Here is a 22106-nt window from a genome sequence, read left to right as displayed (position 1 = left end):
AACCGGACTTCTGGCGGCCCTGGCCTGCTTCGCGGGAGAGAAGATGCGCTATTGCTTGAAGAGACATCGCGCCACGATTGACGCGTAGAATCACAGTGGTGCTCGTCCCTTCCATCGAAAAAAAAGGTCCTGTTTTTCAGACCAGGACCCGAATGGAGCTGAGCGGAGATAGCGGTCAGCAGCGAGGGGCGGCGCTCCAATTTTTCGCACTTGCTCCGTACACTTCGCCGCGCGCCCTATTAATATTTCCCAATGGCCGAAAGAGGCTTGGGGCATTCCATGGATTGAATGCGAGCTCATCCACGTGAGCCAAGTCACGCAGGCCGTCTTCACTCAAGATATTCTGCGATGGAATCACGAGGGTGCCCACCTCGATTGGAGTCGCCACGCTCTCGAACCATTCGACGGCAGCGTCCTCGATCGGCGTGTGTTCTTCATCGACGTAGGATTGGATGGCGAGCCGATACGCTACGGGCCGACTACGCAGCACTTTTGCAAAGCCCTCGCGTAACCCGTCTGCGGTCGCCGGAGGTGCTTCGTTTTGTTCTATACCTGAGTCAGGAGAAGGGCGAAGCATCAGGCGTACCGGAGATGCGCCCCAAAGTTGGGCGCCGCGACCCCAAAAGGCTTCAGTTTGCAGTCCCGCACTGGGACGCATGCCATTCATCACCGTTGTGATCATTCGCATGGCCTCGTCGGCGCCGAAGTGCGCAACTAGTCGTTCTTTGAATGTTGTCTGATCTCCCATCGCTATCGTTGCAAATTCCACGAACTGTTTGGCGTTACGCGCGTGCGAGACTGGATAGTTCGTCATCAGTAGATCGTGTACCTCGCCATCCGGAAGGGTGAGCTTGATCGCTATCCCACGCATGTCCGCCACATCATCCCGCTTGGGTACGCCGCTTGCGTTAGAAAACCGGACGGAAGCGCGAAGAACTGCGCCTGGCATGAAGTGTCCGACATGAAATATTCTCGGAAGAGCCAAGTCCATGTGCAGCTCAGCGTTAGTCACACCGACCAAGATCTTTGAATGGAGCGTCCGCATCGCATGTGAAGCGCCTGCGGACTTTCGGTTCATTTCTTGGATATCCAGCATTGCCTGTGCAAGCTGATGAAAGACTTCTCGTTCGGCTTCGAGGCTGCCTCCGTCATACACCTCTGCCCACGCGCGTTGTTCTGTGTTTTTCACGATCGGTATCCTCATGTGGACCTGGCCAGCATCGCCGCGACTACGCCGAAGGCTCTCGCTGGCGATGACCTTTAATCCCCCACAAGTGTCGCTCCTTTTTGATAGTGACCAATCCCCCCTTTTTGGGGGAAGCTCGGGATTCGCACTGAGCGCAGTCTCTCTCTGCCAGATACGGCTGGACGCCCCCAATAGGGGGCTGTTCGCGATCGCGTCGGCATGTCCCAATGTTGAAGGGCCATTGAACGACTTGACGACGAGTTTAGCTTTCTAGAGGGACTTCGGGCTCAACGTCGGTGTGGAGCGTACGTAGGCATGGAGTAAGAGTTCTTTGAAGCGTTCGCTTCTTAGGCGGTGACGCCGCAAGAGAGGGTCAATAGTGAACACGGACGCGAATCCGCCTGGGCATGACCCTTCTATTGCTGACCACACCCACGCTAAGTCTACAGACGTCAGTCGCGTCCTCATCGCAGTCATCAAGGAAGCGGCCAGAATTGAACCCGACGCGATGGATCTTCTTCGCTGGTATATGGAAGACCCTATCAATAGCCTCGGCGGACGGACTGCAGAGGAACTGGTGGCTTCGGGTCATGGTGAGCTTGTCGTTCGTTTTCTTCGTCACATTGGCGGCGTGACAATAGGTCGGTAATTGCTACACTGACTTCAGCTCCGCACATACGGTGAAGTCGCATCATCTGATGTCAACTATTGGTATTCCTGTGTTTGAAATCGGAGCGAGTACGAAACGCTGTGGCAAATGCGCAAAAAGGACTTCCCCCAAAAGTGGGATAGCGATAGCTGACGTTAGAGATAAGGTCCACGAGGGCAATGTGTAGCACATTCATCTTTAGGCCAAGCAGAGGTACTTATGAGCTTTAAACATGCGATCGCAGCAGGGCTTCTAATGATTGCCACGGGTCAGTGCATTGCGGCACCGAGGCAAGCCACCTCCACCTTTCCTACTACGTTTGTCGCTTCCGCAAAGTCGTTCATTTCGCGCATCGTGGCTTTTTACGATGACGGTCCAACCGACTACACGCCCCGCCGCTGACTTCACTTACAACAGTGATCAATGGCGCACCAATGCCCGCGTGACCCTGAATATCAGAGAAAGACGACGGGATGCCTAGCAGGGTCTTGCTCCGACGATCTTACGGCGGATCCGCCGTTTCTCCGGAGAGCGAGCATTGCCCAGCCGATGGGTTGGGTGGGTTACGACCGCTCTGGCGCAACATGGATCCTTCCGGGTTCTATACCGGATCGACAGACCCAAGAGTTGGAAGGGCAGCTTGGTCGTGCTTATGCACGGTTATGAGCCGAAGAGCGTGCCACGTCAGTATCCATGGCCGTAATTGCTTTCCCTCGTCTAGCGGCCGAGGCATCGTTCTATCCAGAGCTAGTTCTGGTTGACGACTTTCCAAATCAGGATGAACTAGCTGCGCTAAAACAGTCTGCAGTCCAGTGCTGGAAGGTTGCTGACAAGGAAGAGATTGCCAGCTCTACGTGACCGTTTTTTCGACCATACCGGCCACGATCAGTAGCCCGAGAGGGCGGCGTAGATGGTGAAGTCCTCGGCTTCCAGGCTAAAAATGAAGAAATTTCAATGAATTGGCCTGATCGACTTGCGCGGCCAAACTATGCGAGACGGGCGTGGCCAAACTATGTGAGATCGCGCAAAATTGTTCGTTAAAGCATAAGTTGGCCGTTTTGGACATTTTATGGTTGAAATAAAGCATAAAGTGGCCAGAGGGCTCAGATAGGCGCTGAGGGGCTGGCCGCCTACCCGCTTGGAGAAACAGACCTAGTGGTGAGGCGACCCGCAGCGGGCACCGGTAAGTTGCAGATCGACCACAAGGGGCCGGGCCATGCGCGCGTCATTAGAAGACTGGAACAATGGTTGGGCCGAGGTCGAGGTAAGCCTGTCTGCCGCTGACATTGATCGCCTGATTGCCTTGCTGCAAATGATCAAGGCCGACTCAGATCAGCACTTCCATGCCACAAGCAATTTTGTTGGCACGGGCGGAATCGGTCGGATCACGTTTCAGATTCAACAGCCTGACGAGACGGACAACCTGAGCTTGGGTGGCAGGGCCATGGGCGAAGGCGAGTCAATTAGCCAGTAGGCAAGGCGTCCGCTACCGGCCCGTGGCGGACCCAAGCCAAGAGCATTGAAAGGGGGAGTTTGTGTCGGTCCAGATCACCGAATTTCGCCGGTTGCTCGATGGCGCGCGACGCTACCTTGATGGCGCTTGCTCGATCCAAGAGTTGAATGGATTGGACACCCAGTGTCTTGACGCGTCCAAGTTCTGGCATGGTCACCCGGCATTGGTTCGGGCTACCCAGGACTGGGTAGCCATGATCGATCGACGCTGGAATGAATGGGATCATTCTCCGAGCCGCGTTGACGAGGGCACCTTTAGAGCCTGGGTGCGAGATCAATTGGTCAATGTGGAAGGCTAAACGGTAAGGTCCGCTTCCGACAGCGGACGCTCACCAAGGAGGCAACATCGTGGTTCTTCTACTTGTTGTGATCGGACTCTGTTTGGACGAACTAACTCTGGTCCCAGGCCTGAATACTTAATCGGTCTTCAGGCAAGCAAGCACTGGCGAGAGTGAGGTCCAATCGAAACTTACCCGACAATCCACCCTTCGATACGTAGTCATCGCCAATGACGAGCGGTGCCGTGTGTCTCGGCGGACCGTTCTTGATCAAAGAGAATACATCGCCGGCATTGGCATGGAAGAGATTCGGGTAGCCGTTCCAGCTTGTCTGTTCGGCCTTTCCAGCCGCGACGAGCTTGTCGAGCCAGGCAAGTCCACCAATGCTTGCCTCCCAGGCAGCGATCTGAGGTCCGGCTTCTTCACCTTCTCGAGTAACGACAATCCACCAGCCGAGCATAGAAACCTCTTGGATTGCATCGCGCAGTTTTTTGATGGCGTACTGGGCAGTAGAACTGTCCAACGGACGGCCACTTGAACGCATCGGCCCATACCTGCAGTCGCTTGAGCGTGATGGGATACCTCAGGTCAGTCTCCTTTCGTCGCTCTTTTACGGATATCGGAATCTGATGCTCTGGGGAGGGCGATGAAACCGATCTCTGGCATGACCTCAAATCCTTCTGTAAATGGAAGGTAGAGTTCGACGAGCCAGACATCGCCAGCAAGGCGGCCTGAGTAGGGGTGAAGGATTTCGCCATCCGATCGGCATCGATCAAAGCGCAATACACCATTGTTCGGGTAAGTCGAATCTAGCTCAGCCTCCATCATGCGCAAAACCGCAACCGCGGAATATCCAGGGTGCGCGGCTGTCTTGTGTTCCTGAATCGAAGCAGCTAGCGCTTCGGCATCACTCGAGTAGCAGCGTTTTATGTCGTACTCATCGAAGACAGTCTCGCTGACGATATATGGCGGCCCTTGATACCAGATGGGATCCGGCTTATTGAGTTGCACGGCCGAGATCGTTCGGGTGCCGATGTCAGTACAACGCCATCTCAAACCGGCAGCTGCGACAAACTCCAGGCCGATATGGAAGTCAGCATGCCTCATAGATACTCCTTCGCTACCAAGGAGACATAGTTGCTCGAAGACCGTTGGTAACTGGATCGATGGAACAGGCGATGCTCGAAGGTTCTAGGTTGAAAATAGGGTCGGCGCGCCGTGGCTATCCATCATTGCCTTTCTGATCTGGCGTACATGGCTGATCGAGGTTGATACCTCTTGAGCGACACACCTGATTCTCTCTTTCTCGGTAGTCACGTCTGCAGGCCACTTGAAGCTCGTGAGCATCTTGGCAGCCCTCCTCGTCTTTATGTGCTTAGAGGCCGAGTTTGTCCTTCTTCTCAGCGCCACCAGCTCTGCCACTTTGTCACCGTACTTTGCTCTTAAGTAACCACTACTCGTACCGGCGAGTGACGCGACAGCCGGTATACTTGGGTAGGGAGGCTTTCCATTGATCGCTTCACCTAAAACCCGCAGCACAGTTGCCGCTTTTACCGGATCTCCGTAGCGTCGAGTCGGACGGCTACGTACGATGGGATCGAAGCCGAGCCCAGTTTGGGCCGCTGTTAGGACAGGATCCGTCAAGATCCAATGGACCGGTGCGTCGAAGTACGAGGAGATAGACAGCAACGTTGCTAGCGTGGGTGAACTATGTCGCCAGCCAGTGTGGAAGGCGCCTCCTAGATGACTCTCTAACGTCCGTCCGTCATGGCGTTTCATCATGAGTCCCCAAAACGTTGTGAGATGACGTCGTTTGAACTCAACATCGGGGACGGAAGACGTAAATTCGAGAAGCGATTCAACGTGATTCATGCTGAATATGTCGTCTCGTGGCGTGCAGCGATCCGTAGATTGATTGGCTAGCGACGCATCGCACAATGCGCAGCGATCAAGCGTCGTCGTTGAGGCATTGCCTTTCTGAATGCCGCCGCATTGCCAACATCGTTGCGCGAGGCGAACGTTGTGGATAGGACATCTATGGATGCCTTGAATTTGCCAAAGAAGTCGGTCATAGGGTGGCAGGCCGGTCGCCTCGGCTTCTCGGTAGCATGCGGGGCACCAAGCACGATAGCGCCTCATCACGCCAATACCATTGCGCGCACAGACTTGATTTAGGGCGAGTAGAGTGGTGCCTCGGAGGGAGCGCGCCCCCGTCGCGGCCTCAGTGATCCGAACAATGTGGCTGACATCCGTAGCGTATCCGCCGTACTGTCCGTCCTGACAGCGCTTAGATAGATGCATCGTAGGTCGCTCACCTTGTAAGCGGGACCATGCATCAAGGTGGGTGAGGAGTTGAAACAGGGTTGCCCCGTGATGGGCGGCTAAGCGCCGCAAGTAAGAGCCAAGGGATTCCACTTCAAAGGTGCCTAATCCCTGGGGCTCTAGCTGGAAGTAAAATGAACTAGCCATGGGTCTGTTCTCTGGCACCTACTGGATCCCGTGTGGGCCTTCGATGGAAAGGCTTGCCGCGTCTTATCGGCGATTGAACCGGAACGGCAATCTGATCGTGTTTGTGCTCCCTAAAGGTGAAATCGGCCAGAAGCGACTTGCCGAGCTCAATGTCATTTTTGATGGTTCGGACCTGTTCCAGCCTCCTCGTCGCCAAGAAGTGACGGAACTTTATGCGCTGACAATTGAGGCTTTGCATCTCGGCTAGGGCAGAAAGGCTCCAGTGAACCAGTTGGCCATAGCAGCCATGACTACCTTCGTAGATCTGTTCCCGAAATTGATAGAGAGAGAATCCCCGCGCCCATGGAAGCCATTCGTCGAGGGTGACCAGCAGCCGATCGAATTCCCGCAGATCGTCTGCATCGACGCCGTAGTTGGAGAACTCAAGGACTGTCATCCGTCCATTGAGGTGGGCGGAGTAAAATAGGTGTCGGAGAAGATCGTAGCCGCCGATAAAGATCGTCACGCATCCCGTTTCGTTTCCGAGGCATTTCACAGAGTCCAAGACGCCTTCGGCGGATCGGTTATTTTTTGTGCGAAGAAGATGATGTGCTTCATCTACAATGATGTACTGAGTGCCACGAGCGCGTAGACCGGCCACCGCCTGTCTACGTAGAGTCGATTCAGTGTCGCGCATTCGGAAGATCGGGCCTCCGTCGACGTAGAACGGGTGCTTTATGGATCTCAAGATCTGAAGCAGTAGGTATCGCGTTGATATGAAGCCATTGTCGGTCGCCGATGCTTCTATCCGGGCTATAGGGACGTAAGACGATTTGTTCTGCTTGGTGGGGTCGACAAGGTTCTTGATTAGCTCGTGGGATAAGTATGTCTTACCAACCCTTGTGGGGCCTACCACCGTGATCACGCTGCCCGGCTGGGCAATCGCGCTAAGGTTGAACAGGCGGCTGTGCGTTAGAACGAAATGTGGATGTGGAACGACCGTGCTACGGAGCTTATTTGCGATTGATTGAACGTCCATCGAGGTTCCCCTCGTGCGTTAGAAAGGGGGTTGGTCTTGGAGCGTCGGTTCCTGGCGGCGGCAGCCCTTTACGTTTACCTGTTGAAGAAGATGCCGGTTCCGGTTCCGGTACGGGCGGAGGAGGCAGAGTTAAGCGTCGAGTGCCCGTGCTGTTGCCGGGCTTGGCCTCGGTATCGGAAGGGGGGTGGGTCGGGTTCGCGTCGCGTATTCGAGATAGCTCCCGCTCAAATGCGATGCGACGTTCCGCCGCTTCATCTCTCCTCTCGGATTGATTTTCGAGGAACTCAATTGATCGAAACATACGAAGTTCTGGCGAGCTGTTCGCAGAGTGGCCAGTTCCGGATAGGCAAGTCACCCACTTGTGGTTGACTGAGGCATATATCCGATAGTGATCCCATCTCTCCTGCCTTGGCGTATCGCACCCCGCACCTAGCCAAAACCAGCTATAGCCTCCGGGGCGGCCGGCGCTGGAGGAGATAAGGAATGGCGAGAATGTCCTTCGCAAACTATGGTTTCAGGCGCCGTCGCTAGAGATGGCGTACATAGCGCAGTTGGCGAACCAGATCGGGCTCCCTAATAGAGCCGCGCGCTGGCTTCTCAGCGACTTCCTGAATCAAAAGGCGTAAATACGGTGCATTCGTGAAGGCCGGCCCCACCCACTCGCCGGGCTAGCGGGCTCACTTCATCCAGAGGACGAAGACCACGGTCGAGGCGACCTTTCCGTCACGAATCTCGATGACGTCCTCGCCGCGAACCATGGCTGTACCGTCTGCTGGACCCATCTTCCAGGGGACGCGTGCGTAATGCCCGACGACCTTGACGTCACCTTCGCGCGACAGCTTCCAGCCCGGGAAGCGCTGGTGCAGATGACCCATCAGTTCGTTGAGCCCGTCAATGCCGGTGACTACCGCCTCGGGATCGGTGAACTGGGTGTCCTGGGTGAAGAACTCGGCGATCCGCGACGCACGCTTCGTGGCGTCATCCTCATTGAATGCCTGCAGGTAGCGGTCCGCGAAGTTTTCAACAAATGACACGGTAAGCATGGTCTCAGATCCTTCGTTGATGGAGTTCGAAGCGGACGCCGGCTTCCACAGGCGGACGCTCGGATGTTCGCTCTCGTACGCCTGGTGCGCGTAACTCACCAGCTCAAGCTTCTGGCCCCAAGGTGACAGAAAGTAAACCCACGATTCGCCCGCCGTGGGGCCTGCCTTCATGTCGATCGGGTCATTCAACAGTTTCACGCCCGCAGCGCGGAGTGCGGCAACACTGGATGCCATGTTGTCCGTGTAGAACGCCACATGCCCGGTGCCGGGATCGTCGTAATACGGCTGTGCGGTCGGTGCCTGCCGTGACTCGTACTGGAACAGTTCGATATTTGCGCCGTTCCCGGCGCGCATCATCACAATGCTGCGCACCTTCGTGTCGGGATGCATGTGGTACCGCTCCTTCCACGCGGCATCAACCGGCGGATCTTTCATTTCCGTGACCACCGTAAACCCAAAGGTCTTGGAAAAGAAGTTCACCGCTGAAGCCATATCGGGCACGTTCAATCCGACATGGTCAATGCCCCGCACGTGCACAACAGGCTGGCTCGCCGATTGCATGGCATCGGTGGCATGTGTAGCCATGGCGGCAACCGCGACCAGGCCACCAAGTAGATAGTTGAGACGCATAAACCATTGCTCCATAAAGTCATGAGTCCACCTGCGTCGGCGAGCGAGGGCCCACCAACGTCAGGTATCGATTGAGTTAGTTCAGCCGGGTTGAGCCGGACGCTTGCGACTCCGCGATCTTTGACGGCTACGCATCAACCCGTCTTGTCGTTTTGTGTTCGGGTCTTTGAGGAAGAGTGGGGCATATTGCTTCGCCCCACGTGGACGTCCATCGAGCCTGAACTCAAAGGCGCTGCTTACACCTGTGCCTGGCCACCGTCGGCAAAGAGTTCCGCTCCGTTGATGAAGCTCGAATCATTGGAGGCCAGGAACGTCACTGCCTTGGCGATCTCTGCTGGATCGGCGAGGCGCCCCATCGGCACAAGCGATGCCAGGTAAGACAGAAGACCTTCCTGAGCTTCCTTGTTGTCGCCGGCCAGTTCGGCAAGACCAACCGTTTTGGTCGAACCTGGGCTAATTACGTTGACCCGGATACCACGCTCCTTCAGGTCCAGAACCCAGCTACGAGCAAGGCTGCGGACGGCTGCCTTGGAAGCGCTGTAGATGCTGAAGGCTGCGGTACCAGTGATGCCCGCGATGGAGCCCATCAGGACGATGGATGATCCGGCCGGCATCAACGGGAGCATGGTCTGCACCGAGAACACCAATGCTTTCACGTTTCGATCGAATGTCTCGTCGAAGTGCTGCTCCGTGATTTCTCCCAGCGGCGACATGCTTCCACCACCGGCATTGGCGAAAAGGAAGTCGAGCCGGCCCTCTTGATCGTGGATAAGCCGCTTGAGTGCATCGAGATCACCCTGCTGGGTGACGTCGCCGCGGACGCCCACGACACCCTGGCCGATGGCGGTGACCGCCGCGTCCAGTTCAGCCTGTCGGCGGCCCGTGATGTAAACCTTGGCTCCTTCATTGGCCAGATCCAGTGCAGACGCAAAACCAATACCGCTGGTGCCGCCAGTAACCAGTGCCACCTTGCCCTTCAGTCGATTCGTCATGTCGTACTCCTATTTGAGGTGATGTCGATAGGGAGACGATATGCCTGCGCTGGCTGCGGATTAAGATGGGAGGATGGAAATGACTATTCATGGACATGGATAATCAGTGCCAACCAATCCGTAGCCTGGAGCCCTTATGGATCAGCTTGCTGCCCTCAAAGTCTTTATGAGAATTGCTGAGACCGGCGGCTTCGGAAAGGCCTCCGATGCGCTGGACATCCCTAGAGCCACGGTGACCAAGCTTGTGCAGGATCTGGAGCAACACCTAGGCGTCAAACTCTTCCAGAGGACCACCAGGAAAGTGTCTGTCACTGAAGAGGGGCGTGCGTACTACCAGCGTGCCTTGCAGTTGCTCACGGACTTGGACGAAATGGATGTTCTGTTCTCCGAATCCAAGCATGGGCCACGCGGGCGACTTCGTGTCGACATCGGATCATCGCTTGCGAACATCATCCTCATTCCGAAGCTGATCGATTTCCGCGAGTTGTTTCCTCACGTACGCCTTGAGTTGGGTGTCAGCGATCGTCACGTCGACCTCGTCGGTGATGCGGTCGATTGCGTGATCCGTGGCGGAGAACTCACCGATACGTCGCTGGTCGCCCGGCGAATCGCCAGTTTTGACTACATAACGTGTGCAAGCGCCACGTATGTCCAGAAGCACGGCATGCCATCGCACCCTGATGAATTGAGGGACGCACATGAAACCGTCGGATACTTTTCATCATTAAGCGGACGCCCTTTTCCCCTCATGTTTCAGCGCGAAAACGAACAGATTGAGATAGATCCGAGGAGCTCGAGAGGATTGCTACTCAACGAGAGCACTGGTCATTTGAACGCGCTTGTTCAAGGCCTTGGTGTGGGTCAAACCTTCGGTTTTATGGCCAAGCAATACCTGGAAGACGGAACCCTGATACCTGTCCTCACCGAGTGGACCAGAGCTTTACATCACATCCATATTGTCTTTCAACGATCAAAGCACGAGAGCGTTCGCCTGCGTTCCTTCATTGAATGGGCGGTCGACGTGTTCGCGCCCTATGATCGCCAGAATAGGAGTCTGCGATAGGTTCTTTGGAGCTTCATCCTCGCAGGCCGTTGATGATGTCCATCAGGAACCTAATGACATCGCGACCTCGCCCCTGATGGACAAGCTGCGCTGCCGTTAGCTCGCCCAACTCGTTGATCGGCTGCTGTAGATACCATCTGCGCGAGGACACAACGCAGCCTTCGATGGCGGCCGCCAGAAGGATAACCTCGTGCTGCAATGCGCGGACGCCTCTTTCGCGTCGTGATTCGATGGCCACCGGATTGGCGATATGCATGATGGGCATCCTGGCTTCATCAAAGGGAATGTCTTGCCTAGCTCTGCGCCAAAATGAGGCGGATGGTTCGAGAGCTTGTCAGGTTCGAGCCTTTCCAACGCGTAAGCGCTTGCTCAACGACTCGCTCCCCAGCTTGCATCGAAGGCATGCTGAGTATTGGCCAAGCAATGCTCCCCATATGTCATGGCTATACGAAACGTGGTTCCAAAGCCGATTCTTGAGCGCATAAGCATGGTGGCTCCGATCAAGCGTGAGCGCTCTCGAACGCCAATCAAGCCCCAATGCCCGGAGCCATCCCCTTCCGAACTGAGGGGTGGAATACCGAGACCATCGTCCCTAACCACGATGATGATCTGTCGCAAGCCAAACGTTACGCGAACCCGAACGTTGTTCGCACGGGCGTGCCGAAATGCGTTCGTCATCAGCTCACTTGCGATGAGGACGAGCTCGTCCGACGTCTGCGCTGAAAGCGCTCTGTCGCCACCACTCTGGTGAATCGAAAACGAGCCACCATAGACATCCTCCAGGATACGACCGCGCCGGCTCAGTCGCTCAATCAAAGATGCGTCAGCCGAGCCATCCCTGAGGCGTAGAATGCGTGATTTGCCCTCCATAACGGCATGTCGCGCCAGGGTTTCAAGCACTTGAATTCTGCGCTTCATCAAGGGATCGGTGGTATCCGTGGCGATGCCATTGACCTGCAACAAGACCGCCTGGGCACTTTGCAAAAGCGTGTCGTGCAGGTCGCGCGCCATGGAGATCCGCTCTTCATCGCGCGCCTTTTCCACATGCGATTCGACGAGAGAACGATGCTTATCCGCCCTCCGCGCCATCACAATTAAGAAAGCAAGATTGGACAACAGTAGCGGCCCCAACCACCAGAAGTCGTTATGTGATCCACACGATGGAGGCAACCCGTCGAGGGTGGATCGACAGTTCGCTGGCGACGGCGAAGTTATGCGCTGGTCACGATGTAAGCGACCAACTATCGATTCGTGGAGCGGCAAGGCGGTGATAGCAAGCAGTGCCATGATGCAGGCCACGACAGCGGCGCTTGCTAATGCGTTTTTGAGCCACATAGAACCTCCCGCCTGCGCCATCGCGAATCGTGATACCCAGCCATTAGCAACGTCGCTGATGAGTACATGCTGGCTAAACGCATTAGAGAATTCTTGTCTGCTTATGCTCAACTATTGGTATGGCTCTACCTTTTGATTACAGAAGGAGCCTTGCCATCGAAGGGTCGATCGACACATGTGGCCGTTCTGGTCTTGCCCAAAGCGACTTCGACACTCTTATCGGATAGAACCATTTTCGACAATCCAGTGATCTTTGATCTGGTGACTCTTGATGGCGATGGCCTTTCGTCATCAACCTTTGAGGGATAGCCTTCTTCGCTCAGGACAACCAGACACCGTGACGAATAGATCATTCGAGTCACCAAGCAGGCGCTCCAACTGGATAGCCGTCGGCTCGGTTGCGTTTGCCGCTTTCGTCATGGTGACGAGCGAATTCCTCGCCATAGGGTTACTTGGCCCTATGGCGGTTTCGTTCTCCGTCCCCAGCGGAACGGCAGGCCTCATGGTGACGACGCCTGGCATTGTCGCCGCAGTGACCGCCCCCATGCTTGCCCTGGTGAGACGCGACCTGGATCGGGATGTCCTTCTCAGGCGGCTCGCCGCCATGGTTGTTCTTTCGAACATCATCGTCGCCCTAGCGACGACATTCTGGGTGGCACTGATTGGCCGAATGGTGCTCGGCGTTGGCGTCGGCGGATTCTGGACGTTCTCGGCCGCAACCAGCCGAAAACTTGTTCACCCCAGTGATGGTGGGCGCGCCACGGCCATCATTCTCGCTGGCATCTCCCTGGGATCCGTTATTGGGATGCCACTTGGCACGGCGCTTGGCTTGGCCACCAGTTGGCGAGGGGCGTTCGCCATCGTCACCGGGCTCTCTACCTTGGCGTGGTACTGGCAACTCCGAGCGCTTCCACGGGTTCCTGGTGATGATCCGGTGGGTTTCGGCGGTTTGATCGCGATCATCAAGCAAAGCTGGGTCAGCTCTGGCCTGATCGCTGCAGCTTTGGCGGCGGCCGCCCACTTCAGCGCCTATACCTACGTGGAGCCTTTCCTCATCCGCTCGGCTGGATTCTCGCCTCGGGGACTGAGTGAGGTCTTGATGGCGTACGGCGCGAGCGGCGTTGCGGGCACATTTGCCGCTGAGCGATTGGCTGCTCGATCACTTCGCTGGGCCTTCGTAACGTCCTGTGTTGGCATAGCCACCTCCATCCTGATCGCACTTCTCTTCGTAACGACGCCATCCGTGGTGGTGGTTGCTCTACTTCTTTGGGGTGCAGCGTTCGGCGCGGTCCCTGTTTGCGTCCAACTGTGGATCTATTACGCCGCACCCACTCAGTTTGAGAGCGCGTCTTCCCTGGTGGTGACATGCTTTCAGATCGCCCTGGCCACGGGATCTCTTGCGGGTGGCCTAGCACTGAACGCTGTGGGTGCGTCGGGAGCTTTCATTCTCGCCGCCGCGGCTGCATTAGCCGGAGCCACATATATCGCCCTTGCGAAGGGGGTCCCGCAATCCCTGGCGCTTCAGCCCGACGGCTAACTCTTGCTCGCTCGCGCTGCTCAGTTTCTTCTCCGGCATGGAGAGGGAGGTTTGGGGCGATGCTGGAGCGTGTCATCAACGGGCGGATGCATCGGTTGATTCATGGGGTACGCGCGATGGTCGTAGTCACGCGCTGGAGGGCGTGATTGCCACGACGCCTTCAGCACGACGACCTGGACGCCATGGCCCATGAAGGTGCACACCATGATTGACGGCGACCTAGCATTGCCACCGGGCTTCAAGCCCGCCATCGGGCGCCCGCGATCGACGCTGGGGCCATGTCGGCTCTGGGACTAAGCGGATAGCGATTGTATTCCTCTTAAGGCCGACAGGGGTCTCCAAAGGGCACGTTGGCCCTGAGGATCTACTCGTACGCCTCAACCATGACCAGCTCAATTCTATCCAGCGCCTCTATCACTAGGTCGCTTTCGTCGATGGCGCCGACACCGCCAAAGGCATCAAAAGTCTGGCCGTTGATGCGGACACGCCCGCCGATGGGCACGAGATAGGCGTATTTGGCTCGGCGGAGGTCATGAACCACCCTCTCACCAGGATCGAGCGAGACACCCAGGACGCGCGCATCCGCGTTGATCCGAAGCACATCTGCGTTGGCGTCCATACCACTTGCAAGGACACGAAACTGCCTTTCGACGCCGACGCTCGTGGCCTTCCATGTCTGCCATCGTGGTTCCCCGCCGAGGGATCGCGGCTCGAACCATATCTGGAACATCTTTGTCGTAACGGCCTCCGCATTGAACTCCGCATGACGGATGCCTGTTCCCGCGCTCATTGCCTGCAATTGGCCGGTTTCAATACGCCCGGTATGGCCCAGGCTGTCTCGATGAGTGATGGCCCCCTCCCACACGTACGTAACGATTTCCACGTTTTTGTGCGAGTGAAGAGGGAAGCCGGTGCTCGGGGCTATCTCGTCATGATTCCAGACACGCAAGGCGCCCAACGAACGGTGCTGCGGCTTACCGAGGCCAGCGACGGCAAAGTGCAATCGAGCCCTTAGCCAAGTCTGGTCGTTGCTGCCGAGGGTATCGAAGGGGCGTGCGAGAATCATGACGGTAGCCTCTCGCTTCAGCGTTTCTCAGACCTGCGCTTGGCCGCCGTCCACGAAGAGTTCGGCTCCATTGACGAAGCTCGAGTCATCGGAGGCAAGAAACACCGCGGCTTTGGCAATTTCGTCAGCTTCGCCCACGCGCCCCATCGGAATGAGGGAGGCGAGGTAATCCAGAAGCCCTTGTTGCTGAGCGTTGTCCGGACCTGCAAGGTCCACCAACCCCGGCGTCTTCGTCGCGCCAGGGCTCAGCACGTTGAAGCGAATGCCACGCTCCTTGACGTCAAGAACCCAGTTACGAACGAAAGCGCGCACCGCGGCTTTGGAGGCACCGTAAACGCTGAAGGCCGGGGTACCCGTACTGGCGGCCGTCGAACCCGTCAGGATGACGGACGCATTCTGCGCCAGTAGCGGCAGCGCCTTCTGCACGGTGAAAAGCACGCCCTTTACGTTGCGGCCAAACGTGTCATCAAACTGTTCTTCGGTGATAGCGCCCAGGGGAAGCATTGAGCCACCGCCCGCATTGGCGAACAGCACGTCAATGTGCCCTTTCTCCGACTGAACCTGCTGGAACAGCTGGTCCAGCTGGGCGAGATCCGACGAATCCACCTGAACGCCCGTGGCGTTGCCCACGGCGGCGACGGCCGCTTCAAGCTCAGGCTTGCGGCGACCCGTGATGTAGACATGGGCACCCTCGGCGGCGAAGCGTTTGGCCGTAGCCAGACCGATGCCGCTGGTACCGCCAGTGACGACTGCGACCTTGTTTTCGAGCTTGCGATTCATGGTGAGATCCTCGTTTGGGGTAAGTGGAACTGCTTGGTGATTAGGCTATCGACGTAGGGCAAACAACAAAATAGAATCAATTGCAAATCATCGTTGCAGAAATGAAATGACACGACTGCCAGATTTCGAAGGCTTGGCGCTGTTTGCCAAGGTGGCCGAGGAACGGTCCTTTGCCGGCGCCGCGCGGGATTTAGAGCTTTCAGTGGCCACTGTCTCCCGCGGCGTTTCACGACTGGAGGAGCGCTTCGGGGCGCGCCTTTTCAATCGAACATCCAGGCAACTGGCGCTTACGGAGTTCGGCGCCCAGCTCCTTGAAAGGGCCAGCCGGCTTTCACGCGAAGCAGAGGACTTGGAGGCCGAGGCCAGGGAACAATCGACTCAACCCAGAGGGCTCATCCGGTTGGCGGTCCCGATGGCATTTGGATTGCGATGGCTCGCTCCGTTGATGCCTGAATTTTTGGACCGATACCCCGACGTCTCGGTCGATCTACATCTCTCCGATGCATCCGTTGATTTGGTAGGTGAGGGTTTTGACGCTGCGCTCCGCATCGCGGCTCTCCCCGACTCCTCGTTGGTGGCGCGACGCATCTGCGTCATGTCGCGCTACATCGTGGCTGCGCCCAGCTATATCGACAGATACGGCAGGCCTGATCATCCAAATCAACTGAATCGCCGACACTGCCTCGCTTACGCATACCGCGCGCACAGCGACGCCTGGAAGTTCTACGACGAGCAGGGGCAAGAAGAGTCCATCCGACCTCAGGGTGCACTACGTGCAACGAACGTTGAGGCTTTGGTACCGCTCGTCCTTTCCGGCGCGGCCGTCGCGGAGCTACCCGAATTCATTGCGGGTGAGTATCTCCACGACGGCCGGCTTGAGGCTTTGCTACCTAATTGGCGTCAAGCGCAAGGTGGCTTGTACTTGGTTACACCGACTGCCCGTTCGAGACCGGCCAAGATCGAAGCATTGAGTGACTTTCTCTTCGAGAGGCTGTCCGGACTGCAATGGCATTCAAAGCCTGACAAGGCGTAGAACCGTCAGCGATCGGTCTGCAGCGCTTTGCGGAGCTTTTCGTTGGCCTGTTCAATTGCACCGCGAGCTGCAGGCGTCTGCGCCAGTGCATTGAGCATCACGAAGTCATGAATCGTACCGAGGTAACGAACGGCCGTGACGGAAACGCCCGCGTCCTGCAGCTTGTGGGCATACGCCTCGCCTTCGTCGCGCAGAACATCGTTCTCGTCGGTGATCACCAAGGCAGGCGGCAGGCCCTTCAGCTGCTCAAGAGACGCGTTCAGCGGGGTCACCAACGGATTCTTGCGAGCGGCCACATCCGGAACGTAGGCATTCCAGAACCATTTCATGGCGGCCGTGGTCAGCCAAGGACCGTTGGAAAACTCGCGATACGATCCGTTTTCGAAGTTCGCATCGGTCACTGGGTAAAACAGAACCTGATAGACGAACTTCGGACCACCACGCTCCTTGGCCATCAAAGTGACGGCAGCCGTCATATTGCCACCCACGCTATCGCCGGCAATGGCCACCCGGGCCGGATCTAGACCGTTCTCCTTTCCGTGCTCGGCGATCCACTTGGCCGCCGCGTACGACTGCTCGTCCTGCACCGGGAACTTGGCTTCCGGGGCGCGTGAATAGTTCACGAAGACGATCGCCGCGCGAGATCCCACGGCAAGTTCGCGCACCAGACGGTCATGGGTGTTCTCGCTACCCAGCACCCAGCCAGCGCCGTGGATGTAGAGCACCACCGGGAGCTCCCCGGAAGCACCCTTGGGTCGAATGATCGTGACCGACACGGGGCCAGCCTTCGCATCCTTGAAGGTTACATCTCGAGAGTCGACGTCTGGCTTCTGCACGGGACCCGATTGAGCGTCTTCAAGGACCTTGCGGGCATCTGCCACGGGCAGCTTATAGATCGGCGTGCCTCCCTTTGCCGCCAAAGCATCGATAAATTGCTGCGTCGTTGGTTCAAGCGAAGCCGCGAAACTCTGTCCGCACGTCAGGGCAAAGGCAGCGCAAGCCATAAGGCTGCTTAGGCGTTTCATAGAGTTCTCCAGTTTCATTGAGGAAAGGGCGTCGCTGCACCTGCGATAAGGCTCATGGCGTCCATGTCGGCGCATGCAAGCATCGCGATGGAGTAGCGTTCGCAAACTCCTATCCGCGAACCACATGAGCAACCGACGCTCGCAAGCCCCACAGTGGCGCCATCACTGTTCACTTGCTCATCCGTTTCGACAAGCGCGGCCTTCTTGCTCGCGTCTCGGACGATGGCCAAGGGGTGGACCAAGCCATCCTTGCCGCGGGTGGCAGCCAAGGTCACTGGGGGCTGCCAGGCATGCGCGAGCGCGCAGCACGTGCCGGCGGCAAGATGGAGTTCCGTAACCTACCGGCGTCAGGTTTCCGTGCTGAAGTATTCGTGCCTGCCAATCGCGCGTACCAAGGATGGTGGGACCGCATAAGGCGAATGTGGCAGCCGTGATCGCTCAGCGGTAGAACCGCATCTTGCTCGTACTACGCCAACTCAAGCCTGGGCAGTACGGGTTACCTCAGTGTGAAAACAGGAAGTCGGGGTTGAACGGGTACTGCGCCAACCCAGGAAGTGCCCCCAGCCAGTGCAAGCGTTGGCTGGCAAACATCTCGAATTGAGGGCAAAGCGTCGATGAGTCATCGAGCAAGCCTCCCCTGAGAAGAAGGTAGGCCGGCGAAGCGCCTGACTCCAAAGCCACGGAGGATCCGCAGGTCGGGCAGAACTTCCTACAGACCTGGAAGCCGCTCGCCCCTTGCTGATGAGTAACGTGAAGCACGCCATCCATGCGGACCGCACGCTCGGGCACGACCACGTGAAGGGCAAAGGCACTCCCTGATTCACGCTGGCAGCTTAGGCAATGGCATAGCCCTGTGACGACAGGGGGGCATGCGAACTCAAAGCGGATCGCTCCGCAAAGGCAATGCCCTGAGAACAGCAAATCGGCCCGCTCCGGTTTCGACATGGCTACCTAACATCCGTGGTCTGACTCAATGGCCCAAAGCCTGTCCGCATATCAAGATATGCAGGCAGCGCCCGTTTCCCAACCAAAGGCCGTGATGTCTGGAAAACACAGTCCACCAAGGGTGAACAAGTCGTCCTCACCCCGTGCCCTCCCGGATACTAGACGTCGCCCAAGAGCATCTATTGTCTGTTTCTGCGCAATTTGCTTTTAAAACGGCAGATCAACGGTCGACTTATCGGGCGGTGCGTGACGCGCCAGCTCCGGGCTTGGTCTGTCCTGGATTGCTCCAGTGCGCAAAGGGCACGGCCCCGGCAGACTTGGGCTCACAACACTTCAGCCGACGTTTCAAACGGCTAGGCGAAGCGCTCGGTAAGGTGTCAGAATCTTCACACGCAATTCCATGCGTGCCGCATCAAGTTTGGGGGCCAGGGCGTGACTGAGGAAATCGGACCTATTCGTGTGCTCATTGCGGACGATCACCCCGCAACGCGCGAAGGTCTTCGCTTGGCCATCGATCGCGAGCTCGACATGGAAGTTATCGGCGAAGCAGGCGATGGCGAAGCTTGCGTGGAAAGGCATGCGAGCCTCAGCCCGGATGTGACCCTGCTTGACCTCCAGATGCCGGGCTACGACGGCCTTCATGCGATCACCAAAATACGCGAGCGGCAACGTGACGCCGCCATCGTGGTGCTTACGACATTTGAAGGTGACGGGCGCGTGGCGCGTGCCCTTTCGTTGGGGGCGATATCGTACCTTCTTAAGAGCTCCACGCTAGAAGAGATTGTTAGAGCTATCCGCAACGCCCGGCTAGGCCGACGGATGCTGACACAGCAGGTCGCCAAGGACATGGCTCACTATGCGATGCTTGGCCAGCTCACGCCTCGGGAGTTGCGTGTTCTTCAACTTGTTGCACGCGGACGAAGCAACCGCGTGATCGCCGAAGAACTATTTATATCGGAGGATACGGTGAAATCACGAATGCGCCGTATTCTGGACAAACTTGAAGCTCACGATAGAGCACATGCGGTCAAAGTGGGTATCGAGCGCGGTTACATCGACCCCTGAAGCACTGGCGCCTTAGCCAGCGCAGATTCGACAAGAGTACTCCTTGATAGCCAAGTACGTTAATGCTTTCAAACGAGAGCAACGTTATGGCATCCGTCAGTGTCGCTTCACTCAGGGACCGCCGGTATCTCCCGTCGCTGATCGATATCGCCATGCGGTCGAACGATCTTGATGATCTGTTGCCGACCCAAGCGTTTGGCGTGCCGGGCAGCGCCTCAACCCGGCCGCTGGATATTGTGTCAGTGCTGAAATTGGCTGCCCGCATCGATCCCGATACCAACAACGTGTATCACTGGTACACCGGCGTTCTCATAGAAGAGCTCGGGGACTATACGGCGGAGCAGCTCGTCGCTATCGGTCGCGTGCAGGATGTTGTCGACTTCCTCGACTCCATTGAGTCAGGCGTGCGCTCGTGAGCAGCAAGGCGCGGCGCGTATCGAGAGCAGGCCAAATTCAGCAACTGCTGCTGGAACTTCACCACATTGATTCCGAGATGGATCGACTTGGCGCAAGTCGTCACCGCCTTTCCTCAGAAGCCCTTGATCAGATTGAGAGATGCGATAAAGCGCTCGCCGACATGCTCATTCTTCGATTGGGAACACGTCAAAGAGCAGCACGCTGGTTATGTACACGCCAACGCGCCCTGGGGCGCCAATCAGCATTGACATGGGTGGTCAATGGGCAAGCCGACGAAATTTGGGATCTTATCGACCCATCGCTGCCCTTTTGACTGCAAGCCGAAGCATCCAGGGGCCTAGGCGCTGAGGGCGGCGTCACATTCATCCGATCGAGTGAAAACGTACCCAAGCTCCCTGTTGACTATGGGCTTTGACGTAGCCGTCGCGCCCCATCAGTGCCCGATGGGCACATACCCAGGATGAGATTCACCCGATTGTGTGAGGAATAGGCACACAAGCGGTGCATAGACTTGCCCAGACGCTAGTTCATGCCGCGATGCAGCAGCCTTCATGTCGGGAGTCTTTTTATGCAGGCGGGATCATACGGACCCAATCTGGGTCGTGCGTTCCGGGTGAGCAGCCCGGCCGTGATCTACAGCAAAAGTGCTTCCGGGCATTCGCTCGCCGTTACTGAGGTCTCTTGCCCTCGTTCCGGGTTTGGATTTACGGGCCCCTTGGAGACTGAAGACGCCTACCTCGTGGCCGTTGAGCTCAAGGACTTGCCGCATCACGAAATCTGGCTGGGTGGCAAGAGCGTATACGAGGGTCCGGTTCGTCGTGGCGCTTGCAGCGTCCTCGACCTACGGCGCAGCCCTGTTGCTCACTACAGCTCGCCATTTCATACGTTGCTTTTCTACATTCCGTTCGCGGCCCTCCAGGACATCGGCCAAGACGGCCATGGCGGGCCCATCGGGGGCATCGCGTGGCCATCTTCGTTCTATGCCGAAGACCAAGTCATATCCGCTATCGCGCAGTGCTTGATTCGTTCTGGCGAGGACGAGCCTCCGCCCGCGCACCCATTGGTCAATCATGCGCTTGGCCTTCTTCGCGCACACTTGATGGCCAAGTACGGATCGACGGTCGTCCGCAGCAGGCGCCGCCGCATGGGCTTGACACCTTGGCAGCAACGGCGTGCCCAGGATGTGTTGCTCGCACATCTGGCAGGCCGAATAAGCATTCAAGCAGTGGCCAAGGAGTGCTGTCTATCCGGCAGCGCGTTTGTGCGCGGCTTCACGCAGTCGATGGGCACGTCGCCGCACAAATGGTTGGTCATGCGGCGCGTCGAACGAGCCATGGAAATGATGCAGACCTCTTCAGCTTCCCTGGCGGACATTGCTCTTTCATCCGGCTTCGGTGATCAAGCGCACTTCACGCGGATATTCAGCCGAGCGATTGGCGTAAGCCCGGGTGCCTGGCGCCGAAATGCGAGTGCACGAGCAACCGCTTGAACGACCGACAGATAGCACTCCAAAACCAACTTCATCCCCGTGAGGTATCTCATGCGCTTCAGAACACTGCTCGCCGCGGCACTGATGGCTTCAACCGCCGGCGTCGCCATGCCCATTTTCGCCAGTGGCACCACGGACTATTCAGATGCCTCATTGGTCAGGAAGCTACCAGGCTTCCACAACGCTTTCGCAACGGCAAACGGCATCAAGCTCCACTATGTCGATGGCGGCAAAGGAAGTCTTGTCGTACTCCTTCCCGGCTGGCCCGAGACATGGTGGGAATGGCACAAACTCATGCCGCAACTGGCAAAAGACCACCGTGTAGTGGCCGTTGACTTGCGCGGCATGGGCACATCCGAAAGGCCCACGTCTGGTTACGACAAGAAGACCATGGCGCGAGACATCGCCGAACTCGTGAAGTCACTCGGGTATGAGAAGGCCACCGTCATTGGTCATGACATAGGCTCAGGTCCGCGAGCGCGCCGTACGCATGGTGCAGGAACACCGCGGGGACTACCCGTCGCTGTGGGCCGCGGTCGAATCAATTGCCCCGAAGATCGGCTGCGTGCCGCAG

At 57.3% G+C, this 22106-nt stretch carries 22 protein-coding genes and 2 pseudogenes; 11 read left to right on the top strand and 13 right to left on the bottom strand.

Translation table 11 applies throughout. The annotated features are described in order from the left end of the window. Positions 1 to 175 precede the first annotated feature (175 nt). Entirely contained in the window at positions 176 to 1189 is a 1014-nt protein-coding gene (locus AC3G2C_RS18800) for a catalase family protein (RefSeq protein WP_488386157.1), read from the bottom strand. Positions 1190 to 3051: 1862 nt separating this feature from the next. Here AC3G2C_RS18800 and AC3G2C_RS18795 point away from each other — a divergent pair. Both AC3G2C_RS18795 and AC3G2C_RS18790 read left to right on the top strand, forming a co-directional pair. Next, positions 3052 to 3309: a hypothetical protein gene (locus AC3G2C_RS18795; protein ID WP_488386156.1), complete on the top strand. Its 258-nt coding sequence runs from the start codon at positions 3052 to 3054 to the stop codon at positions 3307 to 3309. A 61-nt stretch (positions 3310 to 3370) separates the two neighbouring features. Then, positions 3371 to 3646: a hypothetical protein gene (locus AC3G2C_RS18790; RefSeq protein WP_488386155.1), complete on the top strand. Its 276-nt coding sequence runs from the start codon at positions 3371 to 3373 to the stop codon at positions 3644 to 3646. A gap of 91 nt (positions 3647 to 3737) precedes the next feature. On the opposite strand, the gene AC3G2C_RS18785 is transcribed toward AC3G2C_RS18790, so the two are convergent. The 6 genes from AC3G2C_RS18785 to AC3G2C_RS18760 all read right to left on the bottom strand — a co-directional run bounded on the left by AC3G2C_RS18785 (position 3738) and on the right by AC3G2C_RS18760 (position 9777). After that, positions 3738 to 4169 (bottom strand): hypothetical protein, encoded by a 432-nt coding sequence (locus AC3G2C_RS18785; RefSeq protein WP_488386154.1) that lies wholly within the window; start codon positions 4167 to 4169, stop codon positions 3738 to 3740. A 44-nt stretch (positions 4170 to 4213) separates the two neighbouring features. Further along, positions 4214 to 4732, bottom strand: a complete 519-nt coding sequence (locus AC3G2C_RS18780; RefSeq protein ID WP_488386153.1) for a hypothetical protein — start codon at positions 4730 to 4732, stop codon at positions 4214 to 4216. A gap of 84 nt (positions 4733 to 4816) precedes the next feature. Then, positions 4817 to 6094 (bottom strand): TniQ family protein, encoded by a 1278-nt coding sequence (locus AC3G2C_RS18775; protein ID WP_488386152.1) that lies wholly within the window; start codon positions 6092 to 6094, stop codon positions 4817 to 4819. Further along, on the bottom strand, positions 6087 to 7112 hold the full coding sequence (locus tag AC3G2C_RS18770; RefSeq protein WP_488386151.1) for a TniB family NTP-binding protein: 1026 nt from the start codon (positions 7110 to 7112) through the stop codon (positions 6087 to 6089). The genes AC3G2C_RS18775 and AC3G2C_RS18770 overlap by 8 nt, the downstream gene beginning before the upstream one ends. Positions 7113 to 7789: 677 nt before the next feature. Continuing rightward, a complete protein-coding gene (locus AC3G2C_RS18765) occupies positions 7790 to 8785 on the bottom strand; it encodes a VOC family protein (protein ID WP_488386150.1) in 996 nt (331 codons plus the stop codon). A gap of 236 nt (positions 8786 to 9021) precedes the next feature. Beyond that, positions 9022 to 9777, bottom strand: coding sequence for an SDR family NAD(P)-dependent oxidoreductase (locus tag AC3G2C_RS18760; protein ID WP_488386149.1), 756 nt, complete (start codon positions 9775 to 9777; stop codon positions 9022 to 9024). A gap of 136 nt (positions 9778 to 9913) precedes the next feature. Between AC3G2C_RS18760 and AC3G2C_RS18755 the strand changes: the two genes are divergently transcribed. Continuing rightward, complete coding sequence (locus AC3G2C_RS18755) at positions 9914 to 10840, top strand: LysR family transcriptional regulator (protein ID WP_488386148.1); 927 nt, start codon at positions 9914 to 9916, stop codon at positions 10838 to 10840. Between the two features lie 13 nt (positions 10841 to 10853). Here AC3G2C_RS18755 and AC3G2C_RS18750 read toward each other — a convergent pair whose 3' ends face one another. After that, positions 10854 to 11096 carry a hypothetical protein gene (locus AC3G2C_RS18750; protein ID WP_488386147.1) on the bottom strand — a complete coding sequence of 81 codons (243 nt, stop codon included), beginning with the start codon at positions 11094 to 11096 and terminating at the stop codon, positions 10854 to 10856. A gap of 113 nt (positions 11097 to 11209) precedes the next feature. Then, on the bottom strand, positions 11210 to 11956 hold the full coding sequence (locus AC3G2C_RS18745) for a sensor histidine kinase (RefSeq protein WP_488386146.1): 747 nt from the start codon (positions 11954 to 11956) through the stop codon (positions 11210 to 11212). 490 nt (positions 11957 to 12446) lie between these two features. On the opposite strand from AC3G2C_RS18745, the gene AC3G2C_RS18740 reads away from it, so the two are divergent. Further along, positions 12447 to 13712: an MFS transporter gene (locus AC3G2C_RS18740; protein ID WP_488386145.1), complete on the top strand. Its 1266-nt coding sequence runs from the start codon at positions 12447 to 12449 to the stop codon at positions 13710 to 13712. Between the two features lie 364 nt (positions 13713 to 14076). On the opposite strand, the gene AC3G2C_RS18735 is transcribed toward AC3G2C_RS18740, so the two are convergent. After that, positions 14077 to 14778: a pirin family protein gene (locus AC3G2C_RS18735; protein WP_488386144.1), complete on the bottom strand. Its 702-nt coding sequence runs from the start codon at positions 14776 to 14778 to the stop codon at positions 14077 to 14079. 27 nt (positions 14779 to 14805) lie between these two features. Beyond that, entirely contained in the window at positions 14806 to 15558 is a 753-nt protein-coding gene (locus AC3G2C_RS18730) for an SDR family NAD(P)-dependent oxidoreductase (RefSeq protein WP_488386143.1), read from the bottom strand. Between the two features lie 106 nt (positions 15559 to 15664). On the opposite strand from AC3G2C_RS18730, the gene AC3G2C_RS18725 reads away from it, so the two are divergent. Beyond that, positions 15665 to 16591, top strand: coding sequence for a LysR family transcriptional regulator (locus AC3G2C_RS18725; protein ID WP_488386142.1), 927 nt, complete (start codon positions 15665 to 15667; stop codon positions 16589 to 16591). Between the two features lie 5 nt (positions 16592 to 16596). On the opposite strand, the gene AC3G2C_RS18720 is transcribed toward AC3G2C_RS18725, so the two are convergent. Beyond that, positions 16597 to 17616, bottom strand: coding sequence for an alpha/beta hydrolase (locus AC3G2C_RS18720; RefSeq protein WP_488386141.1), 1020 nt, complete (start codon positions 17614 to 17616; stop codon positions 16597 to 16599). Between the two features lie 158 nt (positions 17617 to 17774). Here AC3G2C_RS18720 and AC3G2C_RS18715 point away from each other — a divergent pair. Continuing rightward, positions 17775 to 18050: pseudogene (locus AC3G2C_RS18715) on the top strand (ATP-binding protein); the annotation flags it as partial. 67 nt (positions 18051 to 18117) lie between these two features. On the opposite strand, the gene AC3G2C_RS18710 reads toward AC3G2C_RS18715, so the two are convergent. Continuing rightward, entirely contained in the window at positions 18118 to 18561 is a 444-nt protein-coding gene (locus AC3G2C_RS18710; protein WP_488386140.1) for a GFA family protein, read from the bottom strand. Between the two features lie 432 nt (positions 18562 to 18993). On the opposite strand from AC3G2C_RS18710, the gene AC3G2C_RS18705 reads away from it, so the two are divergent. The 5 genes and pseudogenes from AC3G2C_RS18705 to AC3G2C_RS18685 form a co-directional block, all read left to right on the top strand. Then, positions 18994 to 19626, top strand: a complete 633-nt coding sequence (locus AC3G2C_RS18705) for a response regulator (RefSeq protein WP_488386139.1) — start codon at positions 18994 to 18996, stop codon at positions 19624 to 19626. An 86-nt stretch (positions 19627 to 19712) separates the two neighbouring features. After that, complete coding sequence (locus AC3G2C_RS18700) at positions 19713 to 20042, top strand: hypothetical protein (RefSeq protein WP_488386138.1); 330 nt, start codon at positions 19713 to 19715, stop codon at positions 20040 to 20042. After that, positions 20039 to 20356, top strand: a complete 318-nt coding sequence (locus AC3G2C_RS18695; RefSeq protein WP_488386137.1) for a hypothetical protein — start codon at positions 20039 to 20041, stop codon at positions 20354 to 20356. The genes AC3G2C_RS18700 and AC3G2C_RS18695 overlap by 4 nt, the downstream gene beginning before the upstream one ends. A 402-nt stretch (positions 20357 to 20758) precedes the next feature. Next, positions 20759 to 21532, top strand: coding sequence for a helix-turn-helix domain-containing protein (locus AC3G2C_RS18690; RefSeq protein ID WP_488386136.1), 774 nt, complete (start codon positions 20759 to 20761; stop codon positions 21530 to 21532). Between the two features lie 51 nt (positions 21533 to 21583). Then, positions 21584 to 21943: pseudogene (locus tag AC3G2C_RS18685) on the top strand (alpha/beta fold hydrolase); the annotation flags it as partial. Between the last annotated feature and the right edge of the window lie 163 nt (positions 21944 to 22106).

This window comes from Frateuria sp. sgz306004 (genome assembly GCF_057750885.1).
This window is presented reverse-complemented; position numbering and strand designations above follow the sequence as displayed.